The organism is Pseudoalteromonas sp. ABE4_541 (assembly GCF_056312285.1).
This window is the reverse complement of sequence record NZ_JBSVEM010000010.1, coordinates 158,426-178,485: the sequence shown is the minus strand read 5'-3', so window position 1 is coordinate 178,485 and position 20,060 is coordinate 158,426. Positions and strand designations below refer to the sequence as shown.

The following is a 20,060-nucleotide window of genomic DNA, read 5'->3' as shown; positions in this document are numbered from 1 at the left end:
CGCTTCCAGTTCTTTCTTATTCATCATTGCCTATCCTAAACCCTTTTTAAGGATTAATAATAGGCAGTTACACAGATTTAGTTACAGAGTCATAAAAGCCGCAGGTTTGAAATCAGCGGCTTTTCATTGCTAAATAAAATGCGCGTCAATTAACTGTCCGCTAAATCTTCTAAGCCGACAATTAACCATGGGGCATTGCCTTGCGTTTGACGCTCAAGGTGCCAGATTTCGTGTATGGCTTCCTCTTGCTTATCGCCTAGGTCACGATATTTTCCTTTGAATAAAATACTCACTTCCCATACATCAGGTTTCGTATCAGCACGCACTAACTGAGCATCAACAAACATCACTTCAGTGGCAACATCGCCTTGGTTCTCACGCTCGCGTTTATACTCTTCGACCAATTCAGGGCTTAAGTATTCCGCCATGGTTGCAAAATCTTTGTTGTTCCACGCTTCTTGTAGTGTATGGTAGTGCTGACGTGCGCCTTGCAAAAAGCCGTTTACGTCAAAGTCTTTTGGTAGATTAAAAGGCACAGAATCTTGTTGACCAAAACCGCCCGTTGCGGCTGTTTGTGTCTGGAACTGCTGAGGTTGTTCAAATTGTGGTTGGCCACCCATTGTTGGGTTCCCCATTTGTGGACCCCCAGCCATATGTGGTTGTTGGCGTTTTTGCATCATGCCTTTAATGAGTTTGAAAATTACAAACGCAGCAAGCGCAAGTAAAATCATCTCTAAAAATTGAAAGCCTTCAAAGTCATCACCCAGCATTGCCGCGATCAAGCCGCCAGCAAGTAGGCCACCTAGTACACCGGCCATAATGCCTTTTTTACTTGATTTAGGCTTAGCCGTTGAAGCTGGCGCAATCGACTTGGTGTCTGTTTGCTGTTTTTGCTGTGTGGTACTGGTTTGATGGGTTTTACCCTTTGATTTGCTACCAAACTTTTTTCTGGCTTCAACGTCAAAGCTGCTGACAAACAACAGTGAGATCAGTGAAAAAAATACGATAAAATTTTTCATAACTATCCTATAGAACTAAAACTGACGAAATTGTAAAGAAAGACGTTACTAAGTTGAATAAAAATGAGGTTGAATAGAGGCTAGAGTCGATGAGCGGTACGTGTAGAACGTACCGCTTTATTTACAGGTTTTATAACCACTTAAGCGCGTTGATTACCTGTTTTTGGTACTTCTTGACAGGGGTGCCTAGGTTGGCCACCAGTACCGTTGCACCGTGTTTATCTTGATCGATAATGCCAGAGTACTGTTCGTCTTCAAATTGGCCATTTCCGCCTAAGCTGTTTTTCTTGTCTATGGGCACAATAAACACCGTCATCGGCCCAAACTCAGATTGAAACACTAGGTGCAGGCTTTCTTGGCCTTGAAAATGACAAAACGTGGCGTAAGTTACCTTACCCGGTAAGTCACTCAGTTTGGCGCCAAATTTAGCCAGTTTTTCATTCACCTTTTGCATGGCAATTTCTTGGGTACTTGCAAAGGCGCTTTTTTCATGACGCACATGCGACAACGCATGATCCCCGGCAAGTAGCGGTGATTGCGTGGCGCTCATAAAATATAAACCTACCGCAAAGGTTGCACTTGCCGCAGTTGCTAGCGGCGTTTTGTTACGACGGAACCACGACTTTCTTTGTAGTACATTGTGATCATTGTCTTGCTGTTGTTTTGCAATAATACGTTCTGCCAAGCCTTCAGGAACTTCAACTTGTAAAGCTTCATTGAGCTGGGCGTCAAAAGCTTGTAAGTCTTCTAGTAAGGCTTGTTGTTCAGGGTCTTTTGCAGCTTCTTTCGCAACGTCCGTATCGTGTGGATCTGCAAACAGGCGACGACGAAATTCTAAATCATTCATCAATTTTGTGCCCCTTTAAGTGGTTCTTGGTGCTCAGTCAGCGCTTCTTTTAGCTGGTTACGTGCACGATATAAGCGTGTCATCACGGTATTTTTGTTCAGCTCCAATATGTCTGCTATTTCATCACCCGAGCAGCCCATCACGACTTGCAGTAGAAGTGGCTCTCGGTACTCTGCAGAGAGTTTACTAATTTGCCTTTGTATGACGGTTTGTTCCATTTTGTCGTCAAGTTCAACACTTTGGTTATCTACCAGTGTGTCGTTATCTACATCGGCATATTCAAATTGTTTTCGTTCAAAGCGTCGTGCATTTTCACGGCGCAAAATAGTCAGTAACCAAGGTTTGGCGGCATTGTCATCTTGTAATGAATCAAGTGAACGCCAAGCCCTTAAAAAGGTTTCTTGCACTAAGTCTTCAGCAATGGTTGGGTCTTGGCAAAGCCAGTAAGCGAACCGGTAGAGTTCGACATGGTATACCTGTACCAAAGATTCGTAGCGCTTTTGTTTCATGGTCATGCTAGTAAGACCTTATGGTTAGCAGTTTTCTTGCATCTTTTTTGCAATTTATTTTATCTAGCTCAGTATAGCTGAGCTAGATGGGTATTCTTTTTGGCTGCTTGTTTTTTCTGCGCAGACACAAGTAGCTGGTATATCTTTGATAAATCAGCTACTTGAGAAGTGTTACTGTACAGAGATGCTTGCAAGGCTGCAATTTCTTCGCTTAATTGTGGTGAATTTTGCAGGTTGAGCCATGCATCGAATCCTAACTCGGGATGCGCCTGCTTGGCATAATTGCGTAACGCTTGGTAAAACCCGCTTGCGTCATTTTGTTTCATCGCAGCTTTTAGTGAGTCGCTGGGTGCTGAACGTTTAGGGTTTAATTTTTTGTTAGTCACGCTGTTCGATTGGCTTGGTTTTCGTAACCACCAAAGTAGCAAGGTGATGAGCCATAAGACATAACCAGAGCTCAGTATTAGCCAATCGGTCATTGTTCTAGATGTATTAACAACTTGAGGCGCCACACTTTGCTTAGGCTCGACGGTTGCCGGTGTTGCTATATTTGGCTGCACAGGTTGTGTTGCGGTGATTGGCTGATTCGGATCGGCCACCACTGTAATTGTACGCGCAGGTAAAGTGGCGTAGTTTACTTTATTGATCACGGTATTAAACCAAGGCACCTTGACTTCAGGCAGGGTATAAGTGCCTGGTGTTTGAGGTACTAGAGCGTACGACGAGACCAATTGCGAGATCACGCGGCCATCTCTGGCTAGTTGGTTACGCTCACTTTCATCTGGGTAGCTACGAATACCGGTGATCGTATCCAGCTTGATATCAGGTAATTGCTCTTGAGTAACACCTAACGCAGTGAGGGTGATAGTTCTTGTGATGGGTGTGCCCACAGTAACTTGCTCATCGCTGGGTTGCCACTCTTCACTTAAATTCACCAACTCGCTGGGTAACCATGCGCCTTGGTAATTATCAGGGATGGGTTTAACGCTGATATCTATGTTGTCAGCCATGGCTGACACCGCCATACGGCGGTAGTTTTCTCGCACTTGACCATTAAATACGGGCGCTGAGATTGTAAACTCACCACTTTTTTGTGGCTGTACTAGATATTCACGGGTGATCACCATGTAACGACGGCCATCTACAACTTCATAGCCTTCCTTTTGCTTACCCAGTGCTGAGATCTGTGCATCTTCCATTTCTGGTGGTGACAGTTGACCATCAAGTAGGTCTTTTGCTAGGTAAAGTTTTACTGTGTAAAGACCTGCTTGTTGTACATATAAGCTACTTGGTTTGAGCTCACCAGTGACGAAAATATCTTTTTGCGCCTGCTCGCTGTCACTTCTAGGTACCACTGTAAGTTTAATGGGTTCAGAGCGCTTACCGTCTATTTCAAAAGCTGGAATGGTAAAAGTACCAGCAGAGCGTACCATAACTTGCATTTGCCAAGTTGTTTGACTGCTTACGCTGCCATTGATGATGCTGGTACGTGAGCCAACGCTTACAGGACCTGTGACAAACTGCTGCGCCAGAACACTCGTATCTGGCTGTTCGCCAGATACTTTGCCATCAGCCTCAATAGTGAGCGTAAAGTATTCACCCACGAGCACGGGGTTTTTATCAACGCTGGCGGTTAAATTATCAAATGCCCAAACAGGGCGCATAAGCATTAAAAGGAATACGGAAACGAACAAACGTATTACCATGATTTTTCAACTCCTTGTGGACGGCGTTGTTGCGCGCGTTGTTGCGCCTCTAATTGCATTTTGTTGCGTAACAAAATTGCAGGGTCATCAGGCACTTTTCTAAGTAGCTGATTAAGCTGCTGCGCTTTTTCTTTTTCTTCAGGGGTAAGTGGCTGTGCTGAAACAGGTGCCATGCCTTGCTCAGGCTCTCCCTCTTTTGGTTGTTGCTGCTGAGCTTGCTGCGTCATTGCTTGTTGCTGCGTTTGCTCGTCAGCCTTTTCTTGTTGATCAGAAACACTTTGTTGTGACTGCTGCTGTGTTTGTGGTTCACTTTGCATATCGGGCTGGTTATTTTGCTCACCTGATTGCTGTTGGTCACTTTGCTGCTGTTGGTCACCTTGCTGTTGTTGGTCGCCTTGCTGCTGTTGGTCACCTTGCTGTGGTTGGTCACCTTGCTGTGGTTGGTCGCCTTGCTGCTGTTGGTCACCTTGCTGCTGTTGGTCGCCTTGCTGCTGTTGGTCGCCTTGCTGCTGTTGGTCGCCTTGCTGCTGTTGGTCACCTTGCTGCTGTTGGTCACCTTGCTGTTGTTGGTCACCTTGCTGCTGTTGCTGGTTTTCCTGTTGCTGTTTAAGTTGTTCCACCAGCGCTTTGTTTTCAGCCGCTTGGCTAAAGTCAGGGTCAGCGGCTAACGCTTTGTCGTAAGCTTTTATTGCTTTGTCTAGCTCACCTTGCTGTGCGAGCGCATTCCCGTAGTTGTATTGGCCAATAGCAGAAGTGGTATGCTCTAATACTTGAGCAGCCTGTTCATAGTCACCTTGCTTGTATAAGGCTGCACCTCTTAGCTCTGCATTTTCAGCATTGACTGCGTTTTGATAATCATCACTTTGATAGGCGCTTAAGGCGTTTTGATCGGTGTTTTTAAACCAGCTTTGCCAGTCAGCGGCCATGGCTTGCTCGGTAGGGTTGAGCATGAACAATACAACGAACAAACTGATCCCGGCGCGGCGCATGATTAACAGCGCTAAAGGTAGTAGCAAAATTAAGCCGTATTGACCCGCATCAACGCGCCACAATGTTTGACTTTGCTCTGATTGTTGTAAATCTTGCGTGTCAGCTAGCTTGGGCGTAAAGGCTTTAATGTCACTTCCGCTGGTTTGGTAGCGAACGAGTTGGCCTTTGTTACGCTTTGCCAGGCCATCTAAACGGGCAAAGTTAATTTTTGGTACCACAATTTGTCCTGAGCTGTCTTTTAAAAAGCCGCCTTCAGGCAATGCAATGGGGGCACCTTGCTCTGTACCAATGCCGTAAATACTCAAGGCATAGTTGCTAGAGCTCAGTTCACCGTTAACATCGTCAATATCCGCTTGATCAAGTCCATCGGTGAGCAAGATAATTTCACCCTGTGTGTATCCGGCTTGCTTGAGTAGCTCAACGGCTTGCACAATACCAGCCAGCACATTTGAGCCTTTGCTTGGCATGATCGCAGGGCTTAAACTCGGGATTAAGTTCGCCAAAGTGGCCGCGTCGCTGGTTAATGGCGACACGGTAAACGCATCACCTGCGTATGCAACTAAAGCTGTTTCACCTTCTTTAAACAACTCAATCATATCTAGTGCCTTAAAGCGTGCTTGAGTCAGGCGGTTTGGCGTGATGTCAGTGGAGTACATAGAATATGACATGTCCATCAAAAGCACGCGAGCTTGTTTAGCTTGATATACTGGTACTTGTTGCTTTTCAAAGCTTGGGCCTGCCGCACTGACGATACCTACCAGTAAAAACAGGCTGACAAGCAAAGGGCTTGCCTGTTTACGCTGTTGCTTGTTGTCACTGAGCATGACATTGGCTAAGTGAGGTGCAATGAGCGGGCTTTGTTTTTGCTTTGCTTGCTTAGTAAATTGAATGCTGGTTATCACAAGCCATGGGATTAGCAACCAAAGTAAGTCGGGACGAATAAACATAAACTCCATGCTACGCCTCCTGTCTTAAGCTTAAATTTTTTGCTGCTTTTACAATTAGCGACAATGCGATAAGTGCCAATGCGCCAAGTAAAGGCCAGTAAAAAAGCGCAAGTTGTGGGCGAAATGTTTGAGCTTCGTCCGATACTGGCTCTAATTTATCCAGCTCTTGATAAATCTGTTGTAGTCCCGCTACATCTTTCGCTCTAAAATACAACCCGCCGGTCTCTTTTGCGATGTGCTTTAAGGTCGCTTCATCAATGCTGCCACCACCGCCAAGTCCGCCCATACCAAAGAGGCCAAATCCGCCTCTGCCATCTGAACCAACACCGACGGTATACACTTTGATGCCTTCTTCACGGGCAAGGATCAGCGCATCCTCGGGCTTTAAGTTACCCGCCGTATTTTGACCATCGGTCAGCAAAATCAGGATACGGTTACTTTGTTGTTTTTGACTGAAGCGCTTAACGGCAAGGCCGAGCGCATCGCCAATGGCCGTTGCGCGTCCAACGAGCCCAATTTGAGCTTCGCTTAGCATTTGGCTAACCGTGTTTAGGTCGCGCGTTAATGGGGTTTGTAAAAAAGCAGTGTCCCCAAACAAAATAAGCCCAAGGCGGTCGCCTTGACGCTGCTCGATAAAATCACCCAATACCGCTTTAACCACAGAAAGCCGGTCTATGTATCGACCTTGATATTCCATATCTTGCTCAGTCATGGAGCCGGATAGGTCAACTGCGAGCATAATATCGCGGCCTTCGTTAGGCAGGGCAATAGGGTCGTCAAGCCATTTAGGGTTGGCAGCTGCGACAACCAAAAGTAGCCAAATCAACATTTCTAGCCAATTTGTGCCACGGCTTTGCACTGTTTCTTTTGGTGCGAGCGCAGCAAGGCTGGCGAAACTGGGCATACGCAGTCGCTGAGCTGCACTGTGCTGCACGGGTTTAAACTTGGCTATTAGCCAAGGCAGGGGCAGTAATAAAAAGGCCCATGGCCATGAAAACTCAAACATCGATGGCCTCTTTTAATTTAAACTTCTTGATAGCAATATGTAATTTGTTGGCCAGCTCAATATCGGGTGCTGGACTGTACAAACTGTCTAATTCTTTGGCGTCAAATCTTTGGCCGCTGAGCTGCGATAGCCGTTTTGCCCATTGTTTGTTACATCCCGATACGGCGCGGCTGCCATAGTAATGCTTGGTTAGCCGTTTTACTAGGATGTGCAATTGCTGTGGGTCTTGTGTAATGTGCTCACTGTGTTTTATGGCTTCACGTTTGGCACGCTGTCGTTGCCATGCCTTGTAGCGCCACACAATGAGAGTGACCAATAGCAGTAAGCTTACGACAATGACTGACCACATGGCCGCAGATAGTGGCCACCAAGACACTTCACTGGGTGGCATTACGTCATGTAATGCTGCTAGAGGAGAAGCTTGCATAACCGTTAATACCTCGACAACTGTGATTCTAAAGGGATTGCAGCGCTGAATGATTGCATTGTCATGCCCGCACGTTTTAAACGCGTAAGGCGTTGGGCAAAAGCATCAGCCGCTTTTTGTGCAAACTTGGCACGAAATTGCTTATCCATGAGTGGTAAAGTCCAAGCGTTTTCGCCTGCTTCAACGGTTACTGCATCCTTGTACGCGGGCAGTTGATGCTCAAACGGATCGCTTACTTGGCAGCCTATCAACTCGCAGTGCCTCGCTAAGCGTTCAAGCTGTTTGAAACTGGCATCATCTAAGCTGCTAAAATCGGAGATTAAATAAATTAAACTGCCGGGTTTGGCTAAATGAGTGAGCCGTTTCAGGTTATCGGCAAAGCGATTTGGCGCGATGTTTTCACGATTATTCAGTGCTTGCTCATGAATATCACAAAGTTGATGGCAAAGTGCCAATACACCTTTATCACGCGCGGTAGGCTTTAACTCGTGATGACCATACTCACTAAACACAATACCACCGAGTCTGTCGCCGCGTTGACAAGCTGACCAGGCAACCAGGGCACTTAAATGAGCAGCTTGTACAGATTTAAGCAATAACTGTGAGCCAAATAACATACTGTTGGACAAGTCTGTAAATATAAATACAGGGCGTTCTTTTTCTTCTTGATAGAGCTTGGTATGCGCTTCGCCCGTACGCGCTGTTACGCGCCAATCAATGGCGCGAATATCGTCACCATATTGGTATTGGCGCACTTCCGCAAACTCCATACCACGGCCTTTGTGAGGTGCAAGATATTGTCCAGCTTGTGAACTTTTTACACGGGCGCGCGGCTTCAGCGATAACAAGTTTGCTTTGGGCTTATAGTAAAGTAACTCTTTTAAGCCCAATTGTGCGCCATTGCTATGACATTGCTCTAACCAAGCTTGGGTTGATAACTGAGCTTTTTGCATTATTAAGGTACTGGTACTAGTTCAACAATTTTACTGATGACTTCATCTTTACTGATGCCATCGGCTTGCGCTTCGTAACTTAAAATAATGCGATGACGCAATACATTGTGGATCACGGCTTGAATATCTTCTGGTGTAACAAATTCACGGTCGTGCAGCCATGCGTGTGCTCGGGCACACTTATCCAGCGCGATAGTTGCACGTGGGCTGGCGCCAAACTCAATCCAGGCGCCTAATTGCGGGTCAAGTTTGGCGGCTTGGCGAGTCGCAATAATGAGTTGCACTAAATACTGCTCTAAGGGTTCTGCTAAATGTAGCGATAGCACGCTCTTACGCGCCGCAAACAAGGTTGCTTGACTAATAGGACTGAAATGCTCCTGTGGTTGCTCTAGCGCTTCACCACGTGTGAGTCGCAATATCGCTAACTCATTTTGTGCTTCTGGGTAGTCAATATTTAAATGCAATAAAAAGCGGTCCAGTTGTGCTTCAGGTAATGGATATGTACCTTCTTGCTCTAACGGGTTTTGCGTGGCCATGACCATAAACAAGTCACTAAGCGGGTAGGTGTTTTTACCCACCGTGATTTGGCGTTCGGCCATGGCTTCTAGTAACGCCGATTGCACTTTTGCAGGCGCACGGTTAATTTCGTCAGCCAAAATTAGATTGTGGAATAGAGGGCCTTTTTCAAAAACAAACTCGCTGGTTTGCTGGCGGTATATATCGGTGCCGGTCACATCTGCAGGTAGCAAGTCTGGTGTAAATTGTACGCGTTGAAAACTGCCTTCAATACCTTTAGCAAGGGCGTTTACTGCACGCGTTTTAGCAAGCCCTGGAGGCCCTTCAACGAGCAAGTGGCCATCGGCCAAAATTGCGATAAGAAGTGCTTGTGTTAAAGCGGGCTGACCAATAATTTGGGTATCAAGATAACGTTTTAATTGTGAAAATTCATTTACTGCCATTGCTTTGTCCTTGTTGTGACAAATTTTTGCTCTAAGTTATATGGACTCGTGTAGCTAGTTCAAGTCTTGATTGACATTTTTGCGTCATATTTAGACCTTGGTTTTTCGAATAGTTCCCGAGTTTTATCAATAACTTTTGCGAGTGTTCAAAAAAACAACTAGGGTAATGTGTGTTTGCTTCTTTTGTAACCAATTTTGATTTTACTATTGGCATTGTGGAAGGGGTTGTTTAGAATCAGGTAAAATTTAACAGGTCAGACCTGTCAGCGGGAGAGCATATCAATGTCTGAGCAAAACATTCTAAAAACAACAAAAGGCGACCGTATCGCGATTGTGAGTGGTTTACGTACCCCATTCGCGAAGCAAGCGACGGCGTTTCATCATGTACCAGCACTAGATTTAGGTAAGCTGGTCGTCAATGAAATGCTTGAGCGCTTAAATTTTGATAAAAAAGAAATCGATCAGTTGGTATTTGGTCAAGTCGTACAAATGCCAGAAGCGCCCAATATTGCCCGTGAAATTGTGTTAGGTACTGGCATGCCTGTGTCTGTAGATGCTTACTCAGTATCACGTGCTTGTGCAACGAGTTTCCAAGCGATTGCTAATGTGGCTGAGTCTATCATCGCAGGTTCTGCGACGGTCGGTATTGCAGGTGGTGCAGATTCTTCTTCAGTATTGCCTATTGGTGTAAGCAAAAAGTTGGCGGGTAGCTTAGTGGATTTAAACAAGGCACGCACCTTTGGCCAGCGCTTCAAGATTCTGTCTAAGTTACGTTTTAAAGACTTAATGCCAGTGCCACCGGCGGTAGCTGAGTACTCAACGGGCTTGTCAATGGGCCAAACTGCTGAGCAAATGGCAAAAACTCATGGCATTAGCCGTGCTGATCAAGACGCAATGGCACACCGTTCACATACACTTGCTGCCAAAGCGTGGGCCGATGGCTTGTTAGCAGAAGAAGTAATGGCAGCACATGTGCCACCTTACAAATCTTTTATCGAACAAGACAACAACATTCGCACTAACTCATCAATTGAAGGCTATGCGAAGTTAAAGCCAGTATTCGATCGCGCACACGGCTCTGTGACTGCGGCGAACGCAACCCCATTGACTGACGGGGCTGCGGCAGTGTTAATGATGAGCGAAAGTAAAGCTAAAGCGCTAGGCTACGATATTTTAGGTTACGTACGTAGCTTTGCGTTTTCTGCCATCGGAGTACATGAAGACATGCTAATGGGTCCAGCTCACTCAACGCCTATAGCGTTAGATAGAGCGGGTATTAGCTTAAAAGATTTAGATTTAATTGAAATGCACGAAGCTTTCGCAGCGCAAGCGCTTGCCAACATGAAGATGTTTGGCTCTGACAAGTTTGCGCAAGACAAATTAGGCCGTTCAAAAGCGATCGGTGAAATTGATATGGATAAATTTAACGTTAACGGCGGCTCATTGGCATATGGTCACCCATTTGCAGCAACGGGTGCACGTTTGATCACGCAAAGTTTGCATGAGTTAAAACGTCGTGGCGGCGGCTTAGCATTGACGACGGCCTGTGCGGCAGGTGGTTTAGGTGCAGCCTTTGTATTGGAGAGCGCATAATGTCAGTATTTAGTTATGAATTAAACGAGCGACGCGTTGCCATCGTCACAATCGATGTGCCGGGCGAAAAAATGAACACCCTGCGTGATAGTTTTGCTGACGACTTGTTAGCAATACTAAAGCAAGGTCGTGATGACAACATCACAGGCATGGTATTCATCAGCGGCAAAAGCGATAACTTTATTGCTGGTGCCGATATTAAAATGTTGGATAATGCCAAAACACGTGAAGATGCATTAGCACTGTCAGAGATGTGTCAGCAAGCATTTTTCACTATGAAAAAACAGCCATATCCAACCGTAGCGGCCATTCACGGCGCAGCACTGGGCGGTGGTTTAGAGTTCGCGCTGGCGTGTGATTACCGCGTTTGTACAGACAGTGACATTACTAAGCTAGGCTTGCCTGAAGTGCAGTTGGGCTTGTTGCCTGGCGGCGGTGGTACGCAGCGCTTACCCAAACTTGTTGGTATCCAAAAGGCATTGGAATGGATGTTAACGGGCAAGCAAGTACGCGCAAAGCAAGCTAAAAAGTCAGGTCTTGTGAATGATTGTGTACCACACAGCATTTTAGAGCGCGTGGCGGCTGAAATGGCAACCAAAGGTAAGGCTAAAGCGAGCAAACCTCGTTTGGACAAAATCAGTCAGTTATTAGAATCGAACCCGTTTGGTCGCAATATTATCTTCAAAAAAGCCGAAGAGAATGTACTTAAAAAGACTGGGGGTCATTATCCTGCACCATTAAACATCATTAAAGCCGTACGTGCGTCAATTGAGCTTGATGAACTTAAGGCATACAAGACAGAAGCGGAAGGTTTTGCTGACTTGGTGATGACCGAGGTATCTAAATCATTACGTGGTATTTTCTTTGCCACCACGGAAATGAAAAAAGACTACAAAAATGATGATGTGGCACCGATTGAGCGTACCGCCGTGCTTGGTGGTGGTTTGATGGGCGCGGGTATCGCTCATGTGAGTGCTGTAAAAGCAGGCGCATTGGTTCGCGTAAAAGATGTCGCGCATCAAGGTATTAGCAATGCCATGAACTACAGCTTTAAAATTCTGTCAAAGCGCCAAAAGCGCCGCATCATGAGTAAGGCTGAACTACAGCAAACCATGAACCGCATTACCGGTAGCACGGATTACTCGGGCTTTAAACATGTTGATATGGTAATTGAAGCGGTGTTTGAAGATTTAAAACTCAAGCAAAGCATGGTGGCGGATATTGAACAAAACTGCCAAGAAAACACTATTTTTGCCAGCAACACGTCATCATTACCGATTGCACAAATTGCTGAGCAAGCAAAGCGCCCTGAGAACGTGATTGGTCTACATTACTTCTCGCCAGTAGAAAAGATGCCGCTGGTGGAAATTATTCCACACGAAGGCACCTCGGAACAAACAATCGCGCGTACAGTAAACTTTGCTCGTAAGCAAGGTAAAACGCCGATTGTGGTAAAAGACAAAGCGGGTTTTTACGTTAACCGTATTTTAGCGCCATACGTGAACGAAGCCGCTAATTTACTACTTGCAGGTGAACCAATAGAGAAGATTGACCAAGCATTGGTTGAATTTGGCTTCCCAGTTGGGCCACTGGCACTGCTTGACGAAGTGGGTATCGACATCGGCTCTAAAATTGCTCCGATCCTAGAAAAAGAGTTAGGTGAGCGCTTTAAAGCACCGAATGCTTTTGATCGCATGATTGATGCTAAGCGTCTAGGTCGTAAGACAGGTCGTGGCTTCTACTCTTACGAGAAAAAAGGTAAGAAAGTGGACGAGTCGGTATACGAGCTGCTGGGCGTTACCACCAGCCCGCGCTTGAATAAGCAAGAAATCGCGAGCCGCTGTGTGGCGCAAATGCTTAATGAGGCTGCACGCTGCTTGGACGAAGGCATTATTGCCAGCGCGCGTGACGGCGATATTGGCGCGATCTTCGGTATTGGCTTCCCACCATTCCTAGGTGGTCCATTTAGCTACATGGACAAGCGAGGCGTGAACAAGATATGTTCCGAGCTGTCAACTTATACCTCTGATAATGCAGTATTTACGCCTGCTGAGTCGTTGATGGCAATGGCTGAGAAAGGTGCAAAGTTTTACGATGCCCCTAAAGCTAAGCTAACCGAAGTGGTTTCTAAGGAAACGCCTGCTGAAGAACACAGCGAAGCGCAATAAATCACCATCGCGTTATTTTGCGAAAAGGGCATTGCATCAAGATGCCCTTTTTTGTGCCTGATTATTGTCACTTTTACTTCGTGCCTAAAAGTACGTACAATCTGCCGCCATTAGTTAAAAGTGGTTTTTCGTAGTTCATGCACAAGATTAGCGATCTTATCGAAATCTTTGATAAGCAATTTTTCTCTCAATACAACACACGATTAATAGCAGGCGATGATGAACCCATTTATCTGCCCGCTGATGTGGATTGCGAGTATCACCAGATTGTTTTTGCACATGGTTTTTATGCCAGCGCGTTACATGAAATAGCGCACTGGCTTGTTGCGGGCAAAAAGCGCCGTGAACTTGAAGATTATGGCTATTGGTACTGCCCAGATGGGCGCAGTAAAGCGCAGCAGTTTGAGTTTGAAACTGTTGAAATAAAACCTCAAGCCATTGAGTGGTTGCTCTGTGTGGCGGCAGGTTTTGCGTTTAACGTGTCGGTTGATAACTTAAACGGTGAGCAAACTTGTCGTTTTAGTTTTCAACAGCGGGTACATAACCAAGTGTTGGCATTATTAAAAATGGGCTTTAATAGCCGAACAGAACAACTACTCAAAGCGTTGAGTCAATTTTATAAAACCCCATGGCCTTTATCAGCAGAACACTTCAATTGGCAATGTCCACAGGAGCTTCTCGATGCAGTTTAAACTTGGTTTGATCATTAACCCTGTCGCTGGTTTAGGTGGCAGTGTGGCGCTTAAAGGTAGCGATGGTGCAGATACTGCCCAGCAAGCCATTGAGCTAGGTGCCCAGCCGAAATCTAATGCCCGCACACAGCTTGCACTTGAGCAATTATTTAAATACCAGCATCAGATTGATGTGTTCACGGTGAATGGTGACATGGGGGAAACGTTAGCACGCAAGCTTGGTTTTAACACGCAGGTGGTTTATCAAAGTGCTTATCCAACTACGCCAGAGGATACCGAAGCTGCGGCAAAAGTGTTGCTCAAGCATGGTGTTGATATGATTTTATTTGCTGGTGGAGATGGCACGGCAAGAAACATCTGTGCGGCAGTTGATGATAGTATCCCAGTACTTGGTGTACCGGCTGGATGTAAAATTCACTCGGGCGTGTATGCTATCACGCCAAAAGCCGCAGGAAGAGTCGTTGAAATGCTCGTTACAGGCGAGCTGGTGACACTGTCTGAGGCCGACGTGATGGACATTGATGAAGAGGCTTTTAGGCAAGGCACAGTGAAAGCGAAGCGTTATGGCGAAATGCAGGTGCCCTCGGAGCTTCGTTACGTTCAGAGCGTTAAAAATGGTGGTAAAGAAAGCGATGAACTTGTACTTGCAGATATTGCTGCTTATGTCATTAGTGAAATGGACTCAGATACACAATACATAATGGGATCAGGCTCAACGGTGGCGGCCATTATGGAAGAGCTGGGTTTAAGCAACACCTTGTTAGGTGTTGATTTAATCCAAGATCATGAATTACTGGCGCAAGATATGACTGCCGCTGAATTGTTACAACGCACTGAGGATACCCCAACCAAACTGGTAATCACCCTTATTGGTGGGCAAGGGCATATTTTTGGACGTGGCAATCAGCAACTTAGCCCAGAATTGATCAAAAAAATAGGTAAAGAAAACATCATTGTGGTTGCGACAAAAACGAAGTTGCAGGCACTCAATGGCAGGCCGCTTATTACAGATACTGGCGATGAACAATTAGACCAAGCGCTCAGTGGTTATATTAATGTTGTAACGGGTTACAACGACCATGTTATGTATGCCGTTGGCCATGCAGATTTAAATTAGGAATTATTATGTCATTTCAAGAATACGTAGACGCTGCTCAGCAGTTTTTTGATAACTTAGTCGACAGAGCAAGTGATGATGAACTGTTCGCCGGTGGCTACTTACGTGGGCACTTTGACTTGGCTGTGGGTTACGCACAAGTGGAAGGCCTAGAGATCAGCGCCGAGGAGCTGAACGAGAACATTGAAAAAAGCTTAGTAAAAGCATATCGCAGTGGCGAATTAACTGAAGATGATAAAGCGCATGTTGTGGATATTTGGGAGCAAGTGAAAGGGCTCGCAGTTTAATATACCTAGCATACATTTTAAATTTAATTCTAAAGGAGCCTTGAAGTATTATGGCTTCTTTAGGATTAATAATGCCTTCCTTAGTCGAGAATGAAAAAAGTGGAAAATTAAGCCTTACTTTTCATCAATATTTCGTTTCAAAATTGTAGACTTTTTGTCTGTTTTTAGTATGTTTACTCACCTGTACCAAAAAGGACTTCTTAATTTAATAAAGAAGATAAATTCAATGGATGAAAGTTACTTACTAAATATTTCTTCTCGTTATTTGTGTGGCCAATCTACTGTAGAAAAAACTCAGGCAGTGACTTGGAAAAAACTAATTGTTGGTGTTCATTCAAGTGTTAAGCTTGAATACGACAAGTGCCAGTCATTTAAGTCGAATAAACACAAGGTACCAAATTGATATGTCGTATTATATAAACAAGAATCTATTGTTAGCGACTGTTTTTGGTGTGCTTTTTCCATTATTTATTGATTGGATATTCGGAGTCATATTTGGACCCAGTGTGCTGTACGTTGTCGATCTGGAGATGACCATAGTGCATGCTGTGATGCTATTTTTTGGCATGGGAGGCTGTTCATTGGCTATAGTATTGGCTCATAGACTGAAAATAGCTAATAAACTTCATGATACTTATCTCAATGCATGCGCTGGCATGATGGTGCTTTACACGATGGGGGAGACATTTTATGCCATTCTTGGCACAAGAGGCTTTTTATTAGAACCTTTCGGTATTCAGCTTCATTCGTACCCAAGCATTTTTGGCCCAATAGTGAGTGTTCTTATCACATCGCCAATTTTTATCTTATTGTATTTGATATTTAGGGTAAGAAAATAGTAATGGGTAGCCGTCGTTTTTATGACGGCTACGTTAATCCATGATTAAAACTTCCAATACAAGAACAATAGCGTAAAGCCAAATAAGTAAGCCAAACCCAACCAACTTAAGATTTGCATAAAGCCTTTGGGCTGCTTGTCGATCACACTCATCAATTGATAGTTAAACCATGCAAAGATCGGTGTAGTAACAAAAGCTAATGTCATGGCAAATGTCAGCATGTCTTTCAAGTTGGCTTTGAAGAAAAGTACCACGGTCATACCTAAAATTGATTGCAGCAAAATAAGCACTGACAGTGTGTATTTAGGCACTGATTTTTGGGTGAGATTGAGTGCTTCATTGAGTGTGCGAGCGTAACCATCTAAGACTGTCAGTGTAGTACCAAACATACATAAAAATGCGATGGCGGCAACCAGCGAGTGTGACCACTGACCAATCGTTTGTGTGTACATACTGATCAACTGTTGGCTAAAGGCAATGCCTGCCAGTTCAATCTTGGTGGTACTGCCATATTGAATAAGTACCCCTAAAGCAAAGAATACGACGGCTAGCAATGCAGTTAGCCCGTAGCCCAAATTGAAATCAAACAGGCCTTGTTTGAGGGTTAATTCAGTTGTGCGGGATTTAGCCTTAAGCCACAGTGAATTGATAGCAGAGATCTCAATTGGTGCTGGCATCCAACCCATCAACACCACTAAAAAACCAAGCATCGCAAGCTGAAACGGTTGCGGAGGATTAACTGGAGCAGGATTCGCGGCACCTTGAGATATCGCAACAGCGAGCGCTGCGATGGTCGATACAGTCAATGTGGCCATAATCACTTTACTGGCTTTATCTAAAACTTTGTAATGACCGAGAAGCAAGATCAGTAAACAGAGTGCTAAAATACCAAAACACAACACGGTCATATCAATAGACCAAGGTAATGCATAGTGTAATAAACTCGCGGTAAGTAACAGTACGCCAGCGGTGTTTACTACAGCGGCAATTATGTTTAGCACAACAAAGGCAACAAATATGACTTTGCCTTGTTGCTGATAGCCTTGTACAAGGCTTTGTTTGCTTACGAGCGTATACTCAACGCCAAATCTAAAGAAAGGGTATTTTAGCAGGTTTACGGCGATAATAAGCCAAAGCAATTGCCAACCAAACAAGGCACCAGCTTGTGTCGCGGCAACTAAATGCGAACCGCCAATGGCGGCGGTCGCCATTAAAATTCCAGGGCCAAGTGAGCTAAATTTGTTTTTTAAAGCTGATAGCACAACATATCCTTTTTATTTTTTGTGCCATAGTAGCGTTTGATGCGCAAAAGCCAAACAAATAATTGTTTACTTTGGATCTTTACCCAAACTTAGATTGAAAGTACTCCTCACTGTCTTCTTTGATGTCATTATAGTCATCATCATTGAGTTCAAGTGCATACAGCACTTCTTGTTTCACTTTGTGCCAATCAGATGAAGGGCTAAAGCGCTTTTGCATATGCACTAAGTTTTCTGCCATTTTCAATGTCGCAAAACTTAAGTGATCTTCTTTAGGGTGGTCTTCTAGCAAAAACTCGCAATCATGATGACGTAATATTAGCTGACAGATGTTTTTAGGTAGGTGCCAGCTATTTGCCATAAAATAGCCCACAATGGTGTGGTTAGTGCTGTAGAGTTTGTCCTCGAATTTTGTCAGAGGTACTTCGTGTTTACTGTTAGCAGCGTCGAGCATTTTTGCATAGTCAGGGTATTTAACTGCCATTGCTGGGATGCCTGCATCGTGAAATAAACCCAGCATATGCAGGTTTTCCGATGGTACTTTTGAGCTCACTTTTTTACCTATAAGCGTGGCTATTGATGCAATTTCAGTGGAAGTATCCCAAAAACGTTCAAGGCTAATGCAGCAGGTGTTTTGATCAAATGCTTTTTGAAGTAAACAGCAAGTGACCAGTTGCGTAATGCTATCTAGTCCTAAGATCATGACTGCTTGTCGAATGTCTGTAATGGTACGAGCCATGCCGTAAGTCGGTGAGTTAATCACTTTCAACACGGATGCTGAGGTAGAAATATCTGTTGCAATTAAGTTAGCAATATCATTGAGTTCAGGCTCTGGTTGCTGAAGCGCTGTTTGCAGTTTTTCTAACAGCTCTGGTTTAGGGGGAAGGTTAAAGCCTTTTTTTAAATCGTTAATAACTGCTTCGTTTATGTCTATCATAACTCCCCTCAGCCAATCATGTGCGTTGTTAAGTGTAAGCTTAGTCCACTTTTATACTTTATAGGCGAATGAAACAGATAAAAGGACATAATTGTAAACACTTCACCGTACAATGTTGCCCAAAAAGCAAAGTTTGCGGTAAGGTTAAGCAATTTTTTGACTAAGGAATGATTATGGACTCACAAGCGAATAGTGAAGTTAGTAATGGCGCAGTGACTCGATTTTTGAATTTTATCGAGCGGGCTGGAAATAAATTGCCTGATCCCGCAATGATATTTTTATTCTCGATGCTGTTAATTTGGGGATTATCTTGGCTTTTCTCAAGTACTCAGTTTGACTCAATTGACCCAAGAACTGGTCAAGCTATCGTCGTTCACAACTTACTCAGTGGTGACGCATTAGCTGGCTTTTTGGCATCTATGGTTAAAACGTTTACTGGCTTTGCACCGCTAGGTGTCGTTTTGGTCGCAATGCTAGGGGTAGGCGTTGCAGAGCACTCTGGCTATATCAATGCTGGCCTTAAATTGATGTTAAAGCGCACGCCTCAAGCCTTGTTAACCCCTTCAATTATTTTGATAGCAATTGTTAGTCATACCGCAACCGATGCAGGCTATGTGTTGGTTATCCCGATTGCTGGAGTTATTTACTACGCGATGGGACGTCATCCTTTAGCGGGTATCGCAGCCGCGTTTGCTGGGGTGAGCGGTGGGTTTAGCGCTAACTTTATCCCATCAGGTATTGACCCATTACTACAGAGCTTTACACAAAGCGCAGCGCATATTATTGATCCAACCCTATCTGTTAACCCACTCAATAATTGGTTTTTTACCTCCGCGTCTAGTGTTTTTATTATCCTTTTAGGTTGGTACATTACCGATAAAATCATTGAACCAAGATTAAAAAACACACCAGTTGATGGGGATACTGACAGCCTTCCACAATTTCATGAAGTCACAGCTCAGGAAAGAAAAGGCTTCTATGTCGCAAGTAGTGTGATGTTGGCAGGGCTGGCATTATTAGCTTATGCAGCTAGTGGTGAGGATTCAGCGCTAAGAAGCCCAAGCGGCTCTCTAACAGACTTTAGTGCACCACTTATGCAGTCAATAGTACCACTGATCTTCCTACTGTTTTGGATTCCGGGTATGGTCTTTGGTTTTATGGTCGGTACATTTAAAACCTCAAAAGACATGATTGATGCTATGAGCAAATCCATGAACAGCATGTCTTACTATATTGTAATGGCATTCTTCTGCGCTTTGTTCATCGCTGCTTTTACTCAGTCTAACTTAGGGGCTTTATTGGCTATCAAAGGGGCTGAAGTGCTAAAAGCACTGGCATTACCAAGTAGTGTAACTGTGATTGGTATTATTTTTTTAACCGCATTTGTAAACCTATTTGTGGGTTCCAGTTCTGCAAAATGGGCTCTGTTAGGCCCGATCTTTGTTCCTATGCTGATGCAGTTAGGGATCTCACCAGACCTTAGTCAAGCGGCTTACCGTGTTGGAGACTCAAGTTCAAACATCATTACACCTTTGATGCCTTACTTCCCGCTTGTGGTGGTTTACTGTCAAAAGTATGTTAAAAGCACGGGAATAGGCACGTTGATTGCGATGATGCTGCCATATTCAATTGCATTTTTAATAGGTTGGAGTTTATTTTTGTTAGCTTATTGGGGCTTAGATATTCCATTAGGGCTACAAGCAAGTTATGAATACATCAACTCATAACTTTTTATAAAAATTCAATTGATCAGGCTCCAAACTATGGTATGTTTTGTGAACTCAAAAGCATATGCAAGGAGCCTG

The 20,060-nt window shown here is 44.5% G+C and carries 18 protein-coding genes; 7 read left to right on the top strand and 11 right to left on the bottom strand.

The window, feature by feature from the left end; translation table 11 throughout:
- Positions 1 to 149: 149 nt before the first annotated feature.
- The 9 genes from ACW689_RS11965 to ACW689_RS11925 all read right to left on the bottom strand — a co-directional run bounded on the left by ACW689_RS11965 (position 150) and on the right by ACW689_RS11925 (position 9,363).
- Complete coding sequence (locus ACW689_RS11965) at positions 150 to 1,019, bottom strand: Tim44 domain-containing protein (protein WP_476291609.1); 870 nt, start codon at positions 1,017 to 1,019, stop codon at positions 150 to 152.
- A 130-nt stretch (positions 1,020 to 1,149) separates the two neighbouring features.
- Positions 1,150 to 1,866: a DUF3379 family protein gene (locus ACW689_RS11960; RefSeq protein ID WP_476291607.1), complete on the bottom strand. Its 717-nt coding sequence runs from the start codon at positions 1,864 to 1,866 to the stop codon at positions 1,150 to 1,152.
- On the bottom strand, positions 1,866 to 2,381 hold the full coding sequence (locus tag ACW689_RS11955; protein ID WP_476291605.1) for a sigma-70 family RNA polymerase sigma factor: 516 nt from the start codon (positions 2,379 to 2,381) through the stop codon (positions 1,866 to 1,868). The genes ACW689_RS11960 and ACW689_RS11955 overlap by 1 nt, the downstream gene beginning before the upstream one ends.
- Before the next feature lie 62 nt (positions 2,382 to 2,443).
- Positions 2,444 to 4,081, bottom strand: coding sequence for a BatD family protein (locus ACW689_RS11950; RefSeq protein WP_476291603.1), 1,638 nt, complete (start codon positions 4,079 to 4,081; stop codon positions 2,444 to 2,446).
- Positions 4,075 to 6,027: a vWA domain-containing protein gene (locus ACW689_RS11945; RefSeq protein WP_476291601.1), complete on the bottom strand. Its 1,953-nt coding sequence runs from the start codon at positions 6,025 to 6,027 to the stop codon at positions 4,075 to 4,077. The genes ACW689_RS11950 and ACW689_RS11945 overlap by 7 nt, the downstream gene beginning before the upstream one ends.
- A gap of 1 nt (position 6,028) precedes the next feature.
- The gene (locus ACW689_RS11940) at positions 6,029 to 7,024 is read right to left on the bottom strand and encodes a vWA domain-containing protein (protein WP_476291599.1); all 996 of its coding nucleotides are present in this window, start codon (positions 7,022 to 7,024) and stop codon (positions 6,029 to 6,031) included.
- Positions 7,017 to 7,451, bottom strand: coding sequence for a DUF4381 family protein (locus ACW689_RS11935; RefSeq protein ID WP_476291597.1), 435 nt, complete (start codon positions 7,449 to 7,451; stop codon positions 7,017 to 7,019). Before ACW689_RS11935 ends, ACW689_RS11940 begins: the two co-directional genes overlap by 8 nt.
- Positions 7,452 to 7,456: 5 nt before the next feature.
- Positions 7,457 to 8,404: a DUF58 domain-containing protein gene (locus ACW689_RS11930; protein ID WP_476291595.1), complete on the bottom strand. Its 948-nt coding sequence runs from the start codon at positions 8,402 to 8,404 to the stop codon at positions 7,457 to 7,459.
- A 2-nt stretch (positions 8,405 to 8,406) separates the two neighbouring features.
- The gene (locus ACW689_RS11925; protein WP_476291593.1) at positions 8,407 to 9,363 is read right to left on the bottom strand and encodes an AAA family ATPase; all 957 of its coding nucleotides are present in this window, start codon (positions 9,361 to 9,363) and stop codon (positions 8,407 to 8,409) included.
- A gap of 282 nt (positions 9,364 to 9,645) precedes the next feature.
- On the opposite strand from ACW689_RS11925, the gene fadI reads away from it, so the two are divergent.
- The 6 genes from fadI to ACW689_RS11895 all read left to right on the top strand — a co-directional run bounded on the left by fadI (position 9,646) and on the right by ACW689_RS11895 (position 16,059).
- Positions 9,646 to 10,956: an acetyl-CoA C-acyltransferase FadI gene (gene fadI, locus ACW689_RS11920; RefSeq protein WP_476291591.1), complete on the top strand. Its 1,311-nt coding sequence runs from the start codon at positions 9,646 to 9,648 to the stop codon at positions 10,954 to 10,956.
- Positions 10,956 to 13,124, top strand: coding sequence for a fatty acid oxidation complex subunit alpha FadJ (gene fadJ, locus ACW689_RS11915; RefSeq protein WP_476291589.1), 2,169 nt, complete (start codon positions 10,956 to 10,958; stop codon positions 13,122 to 13,124). The genes fadI and fadJ overlap by 1 nt, the downstream gene beginning before the upstream one ends.
- 137 nt (positions 13,125 to 13,261) lie before the next feature.
- On the top strand, positions 13,262 to 13,816 hold the full coding sequence (locus tag ACW689_RS11910; RefSeq protein WP_476291587.1) for an elongation factor P hydroxylase: 555 nt from the start codon (positions 13,262 to 13,264) through the stop codon (positions 13,814 to 13,816).
- Entirely contained in the window at positions 13,806 to 14,933 is a 1,128-nt protein-coding gene (locus tag ACW689_RS11905; RefSeq protein WP_476291585.1) for an ATP-NAD kinase family protein, read from the top strand. Before ACW689_RS11910 ends, ACW689_RS11905 begins: the two co-directional genes overlap by 11 nt.
- An 8-nt stretch (positions 14,934 to 14,941) precedes the next feature.
- Positions 14,942 to 15,220 (top strand): YfcL family protein, encoded by a 279-nt coding sequence (locus tag ACW689_RS11900; RefSeq protein WP_476291583.1) that lies wholly within the window; start codon positions 14,942 to 14,944, stop codon positions 15,218 to 15,220.
- 404 nt (positions 15,221 to 15,624) lie between these two features.
- On the top strand, positions 15,625 to 16,059 hold the full coding sequence (locus tag ACW689_RS11895; RefSeq protein ID WP_476291581.1) for a hypothetical protein: 435 nt from the start codon (positions 15,625 to 15,627) through the stop codon (positions 16,057 to 16,059).
- A gap of 44 nt (positions 16,060 to 16,103) precedes the next feature.
- On the opposite strand, the gene ACW689_RS11890 is transcribed toward ACW689_RS11895, so the two are convergent.
- Positions 16,104 to 17,270 carry an NRAMP family divalent metal transporter gene (locus ACW689_RS11890; RefSeq protein ID WP_476291579.1) on the bottom strand — a complete coding sequence of 389 codons (1,167 nt, stop codon included), beginning with the start codon at positions 17,268 to 17,270 and terminating at the stop codon, positions 16,104 to 16,106.
- A 130-nt stretch (positions 17,271 to 17,400) separates the two neighbouring features.
- Positions 17,401 to 18,255: an HDOD domain-containing protein gene (locus tag ACW689_RS11885; RefSeq protein WP_476291577.1), complete on the bottom strand. Its 855-nt coding sequence runs from the start codon at positions 18,253 to 18,255 to the stop codon at positions 17,401 to 17,403.
- A gap of 173 nt (positions 18,256 to 18,428) precedes the next feature.
- On the opposite strand from ACW689_RS11885, the gene ACW689_RS11880 reads away from it, so the two are divergent.
- Positions 18,429 to 19,982 (top strand): AbgT family transporter, encoded by a 1,554-nt coding sequence (locus tag ACW689_RS11880; protein ID WP_476291575.1) that lies wholly within the window; start codon positions 18,429 to 18,431, stop codon positions 19,980 to 19,982.
- The last annotated feature ends 78 nt before the right edge of the window (positions 19,983 to 20,060 follow it).

Coding starts and splice junctions, on each gene's coding strand:
- ACW689_RS11965 (WP_476291609.1), bottom strand. CDS start 1,019: ATGAAAAATTTTATCGTATTTTTTTCACTGATCTCACTGTTGTTTGTC.
- ACW689_RS11960 (WP_476291607.1), bottom strand. CDS start 1,866: ATGAATGATTTAGAATTTCGTCGTCGCCTGTTTGCAGATCCACACGAT.
- ACW689_RS11955 (WP_476291605.1), bottom strand. CDS start 2,381: ATGACCATGAAACAAAAGCGCTACGAATCTTTGGTACAGGTATACCAT.
- ACW689_RS11950 (WP_476291603.1), bottom strand. CDS start 4,081: ATGGTAATACGTTTGTTCGTTTCCGTATTCCTTTTAATGCTTATGCGC.
- ACW689_RS11945 (WP_476291601.1), bottom strand. CDS start 6,027: ATGGAGTTTATGTTTATTCGTCCCGACTTACTTTGGTTGCTAATCCCA.
- ACW689_RS11940 (WP_476291599.1), bottom strand. CDS start 7,024: ATGTTTGAGTTTTCATGGCCATGGGCCTTTTTATTACTGCCCCTGCCT.
- ACW689_RS11935 (WP_476291597.1), bottom strand. CDS start 7,451: ATGCAAGCTTCTCCTCTAGCAGCATTACATGACGTAATGCCACCCAGT.
- ACW689_RS11930 (WP_476291595.1), bottom strand. CDS start 8,404: ATGCAAAAAGCTCAGTTATCAACCCAAGCTTGGTTAGAGCAATGTCAT.
- ACW689_RS11925 (WP_476291593.1), bottom strand. CDS start 9,363: ATGGCAGTAAATGAATTTTCACAATTAAAACGTTATCTTGATACCCAA.
- fadI (WP_476291591.1), top strand. CDS start 9,646: ATGTCTGAGCAAAACATTCTAAAAACAACAAAAGGCGACCGTATCGCG.
- fadJ (WP_476291589.1), top strand. CDS start 10,956: ATGTCAGTATTTAGTTATGAATTAAACGAGCGACGCGTTGCCATCGTC.
- ACW689_RS11910 (WP_476291587.1), top strand. CDS start 13,262: ATGCACAAGATTAGCGATCTTATCGAAATCTTTGATAAGCAATTTTTC.
- ACW689_RS11905 (WP_476291585.1), top strand. CDS start 13,806: ATGCAGTTTAAACTTGGTTTGATCATTAACCCTGTCGCTGGTTTAGGT.
- ACW689_RS11900 (WP_476291583.1), top strand. CDS start 14,942: ATGTCATTTCAAGAATACGTAGACGCTGCTCAGCAGTTTTTTGATAAC.
- ACW689_RS11895 (WP_476291581.1), top strand. CDS start 15,625: ATGTCGTATTATATAAACAAGAATCTATTGTTAGCGACTGTTTTTGGT.
- ACW689_RS11890 (WP_476291579.1), bottom strand. CDS start 17,270: ATGGCGACCGCCGCCATTGGCGGTTCGCATTTAGTTGCCGCGACACAA.
- ACW689_RS11885 (WP_476291577.1), bottom strand. CDS start 18,255: ATGATAGACATAAACGAAGCAGTTATTAACGATTTAAAAAAAGGCTTT.
- ACW689_RS11880 (WP_476291575.1), top strand. CDS start 18,429: ATGGACTCACAAGCGAATAGTGAAGTTAGTAATGGCGCAGTGACTCGA.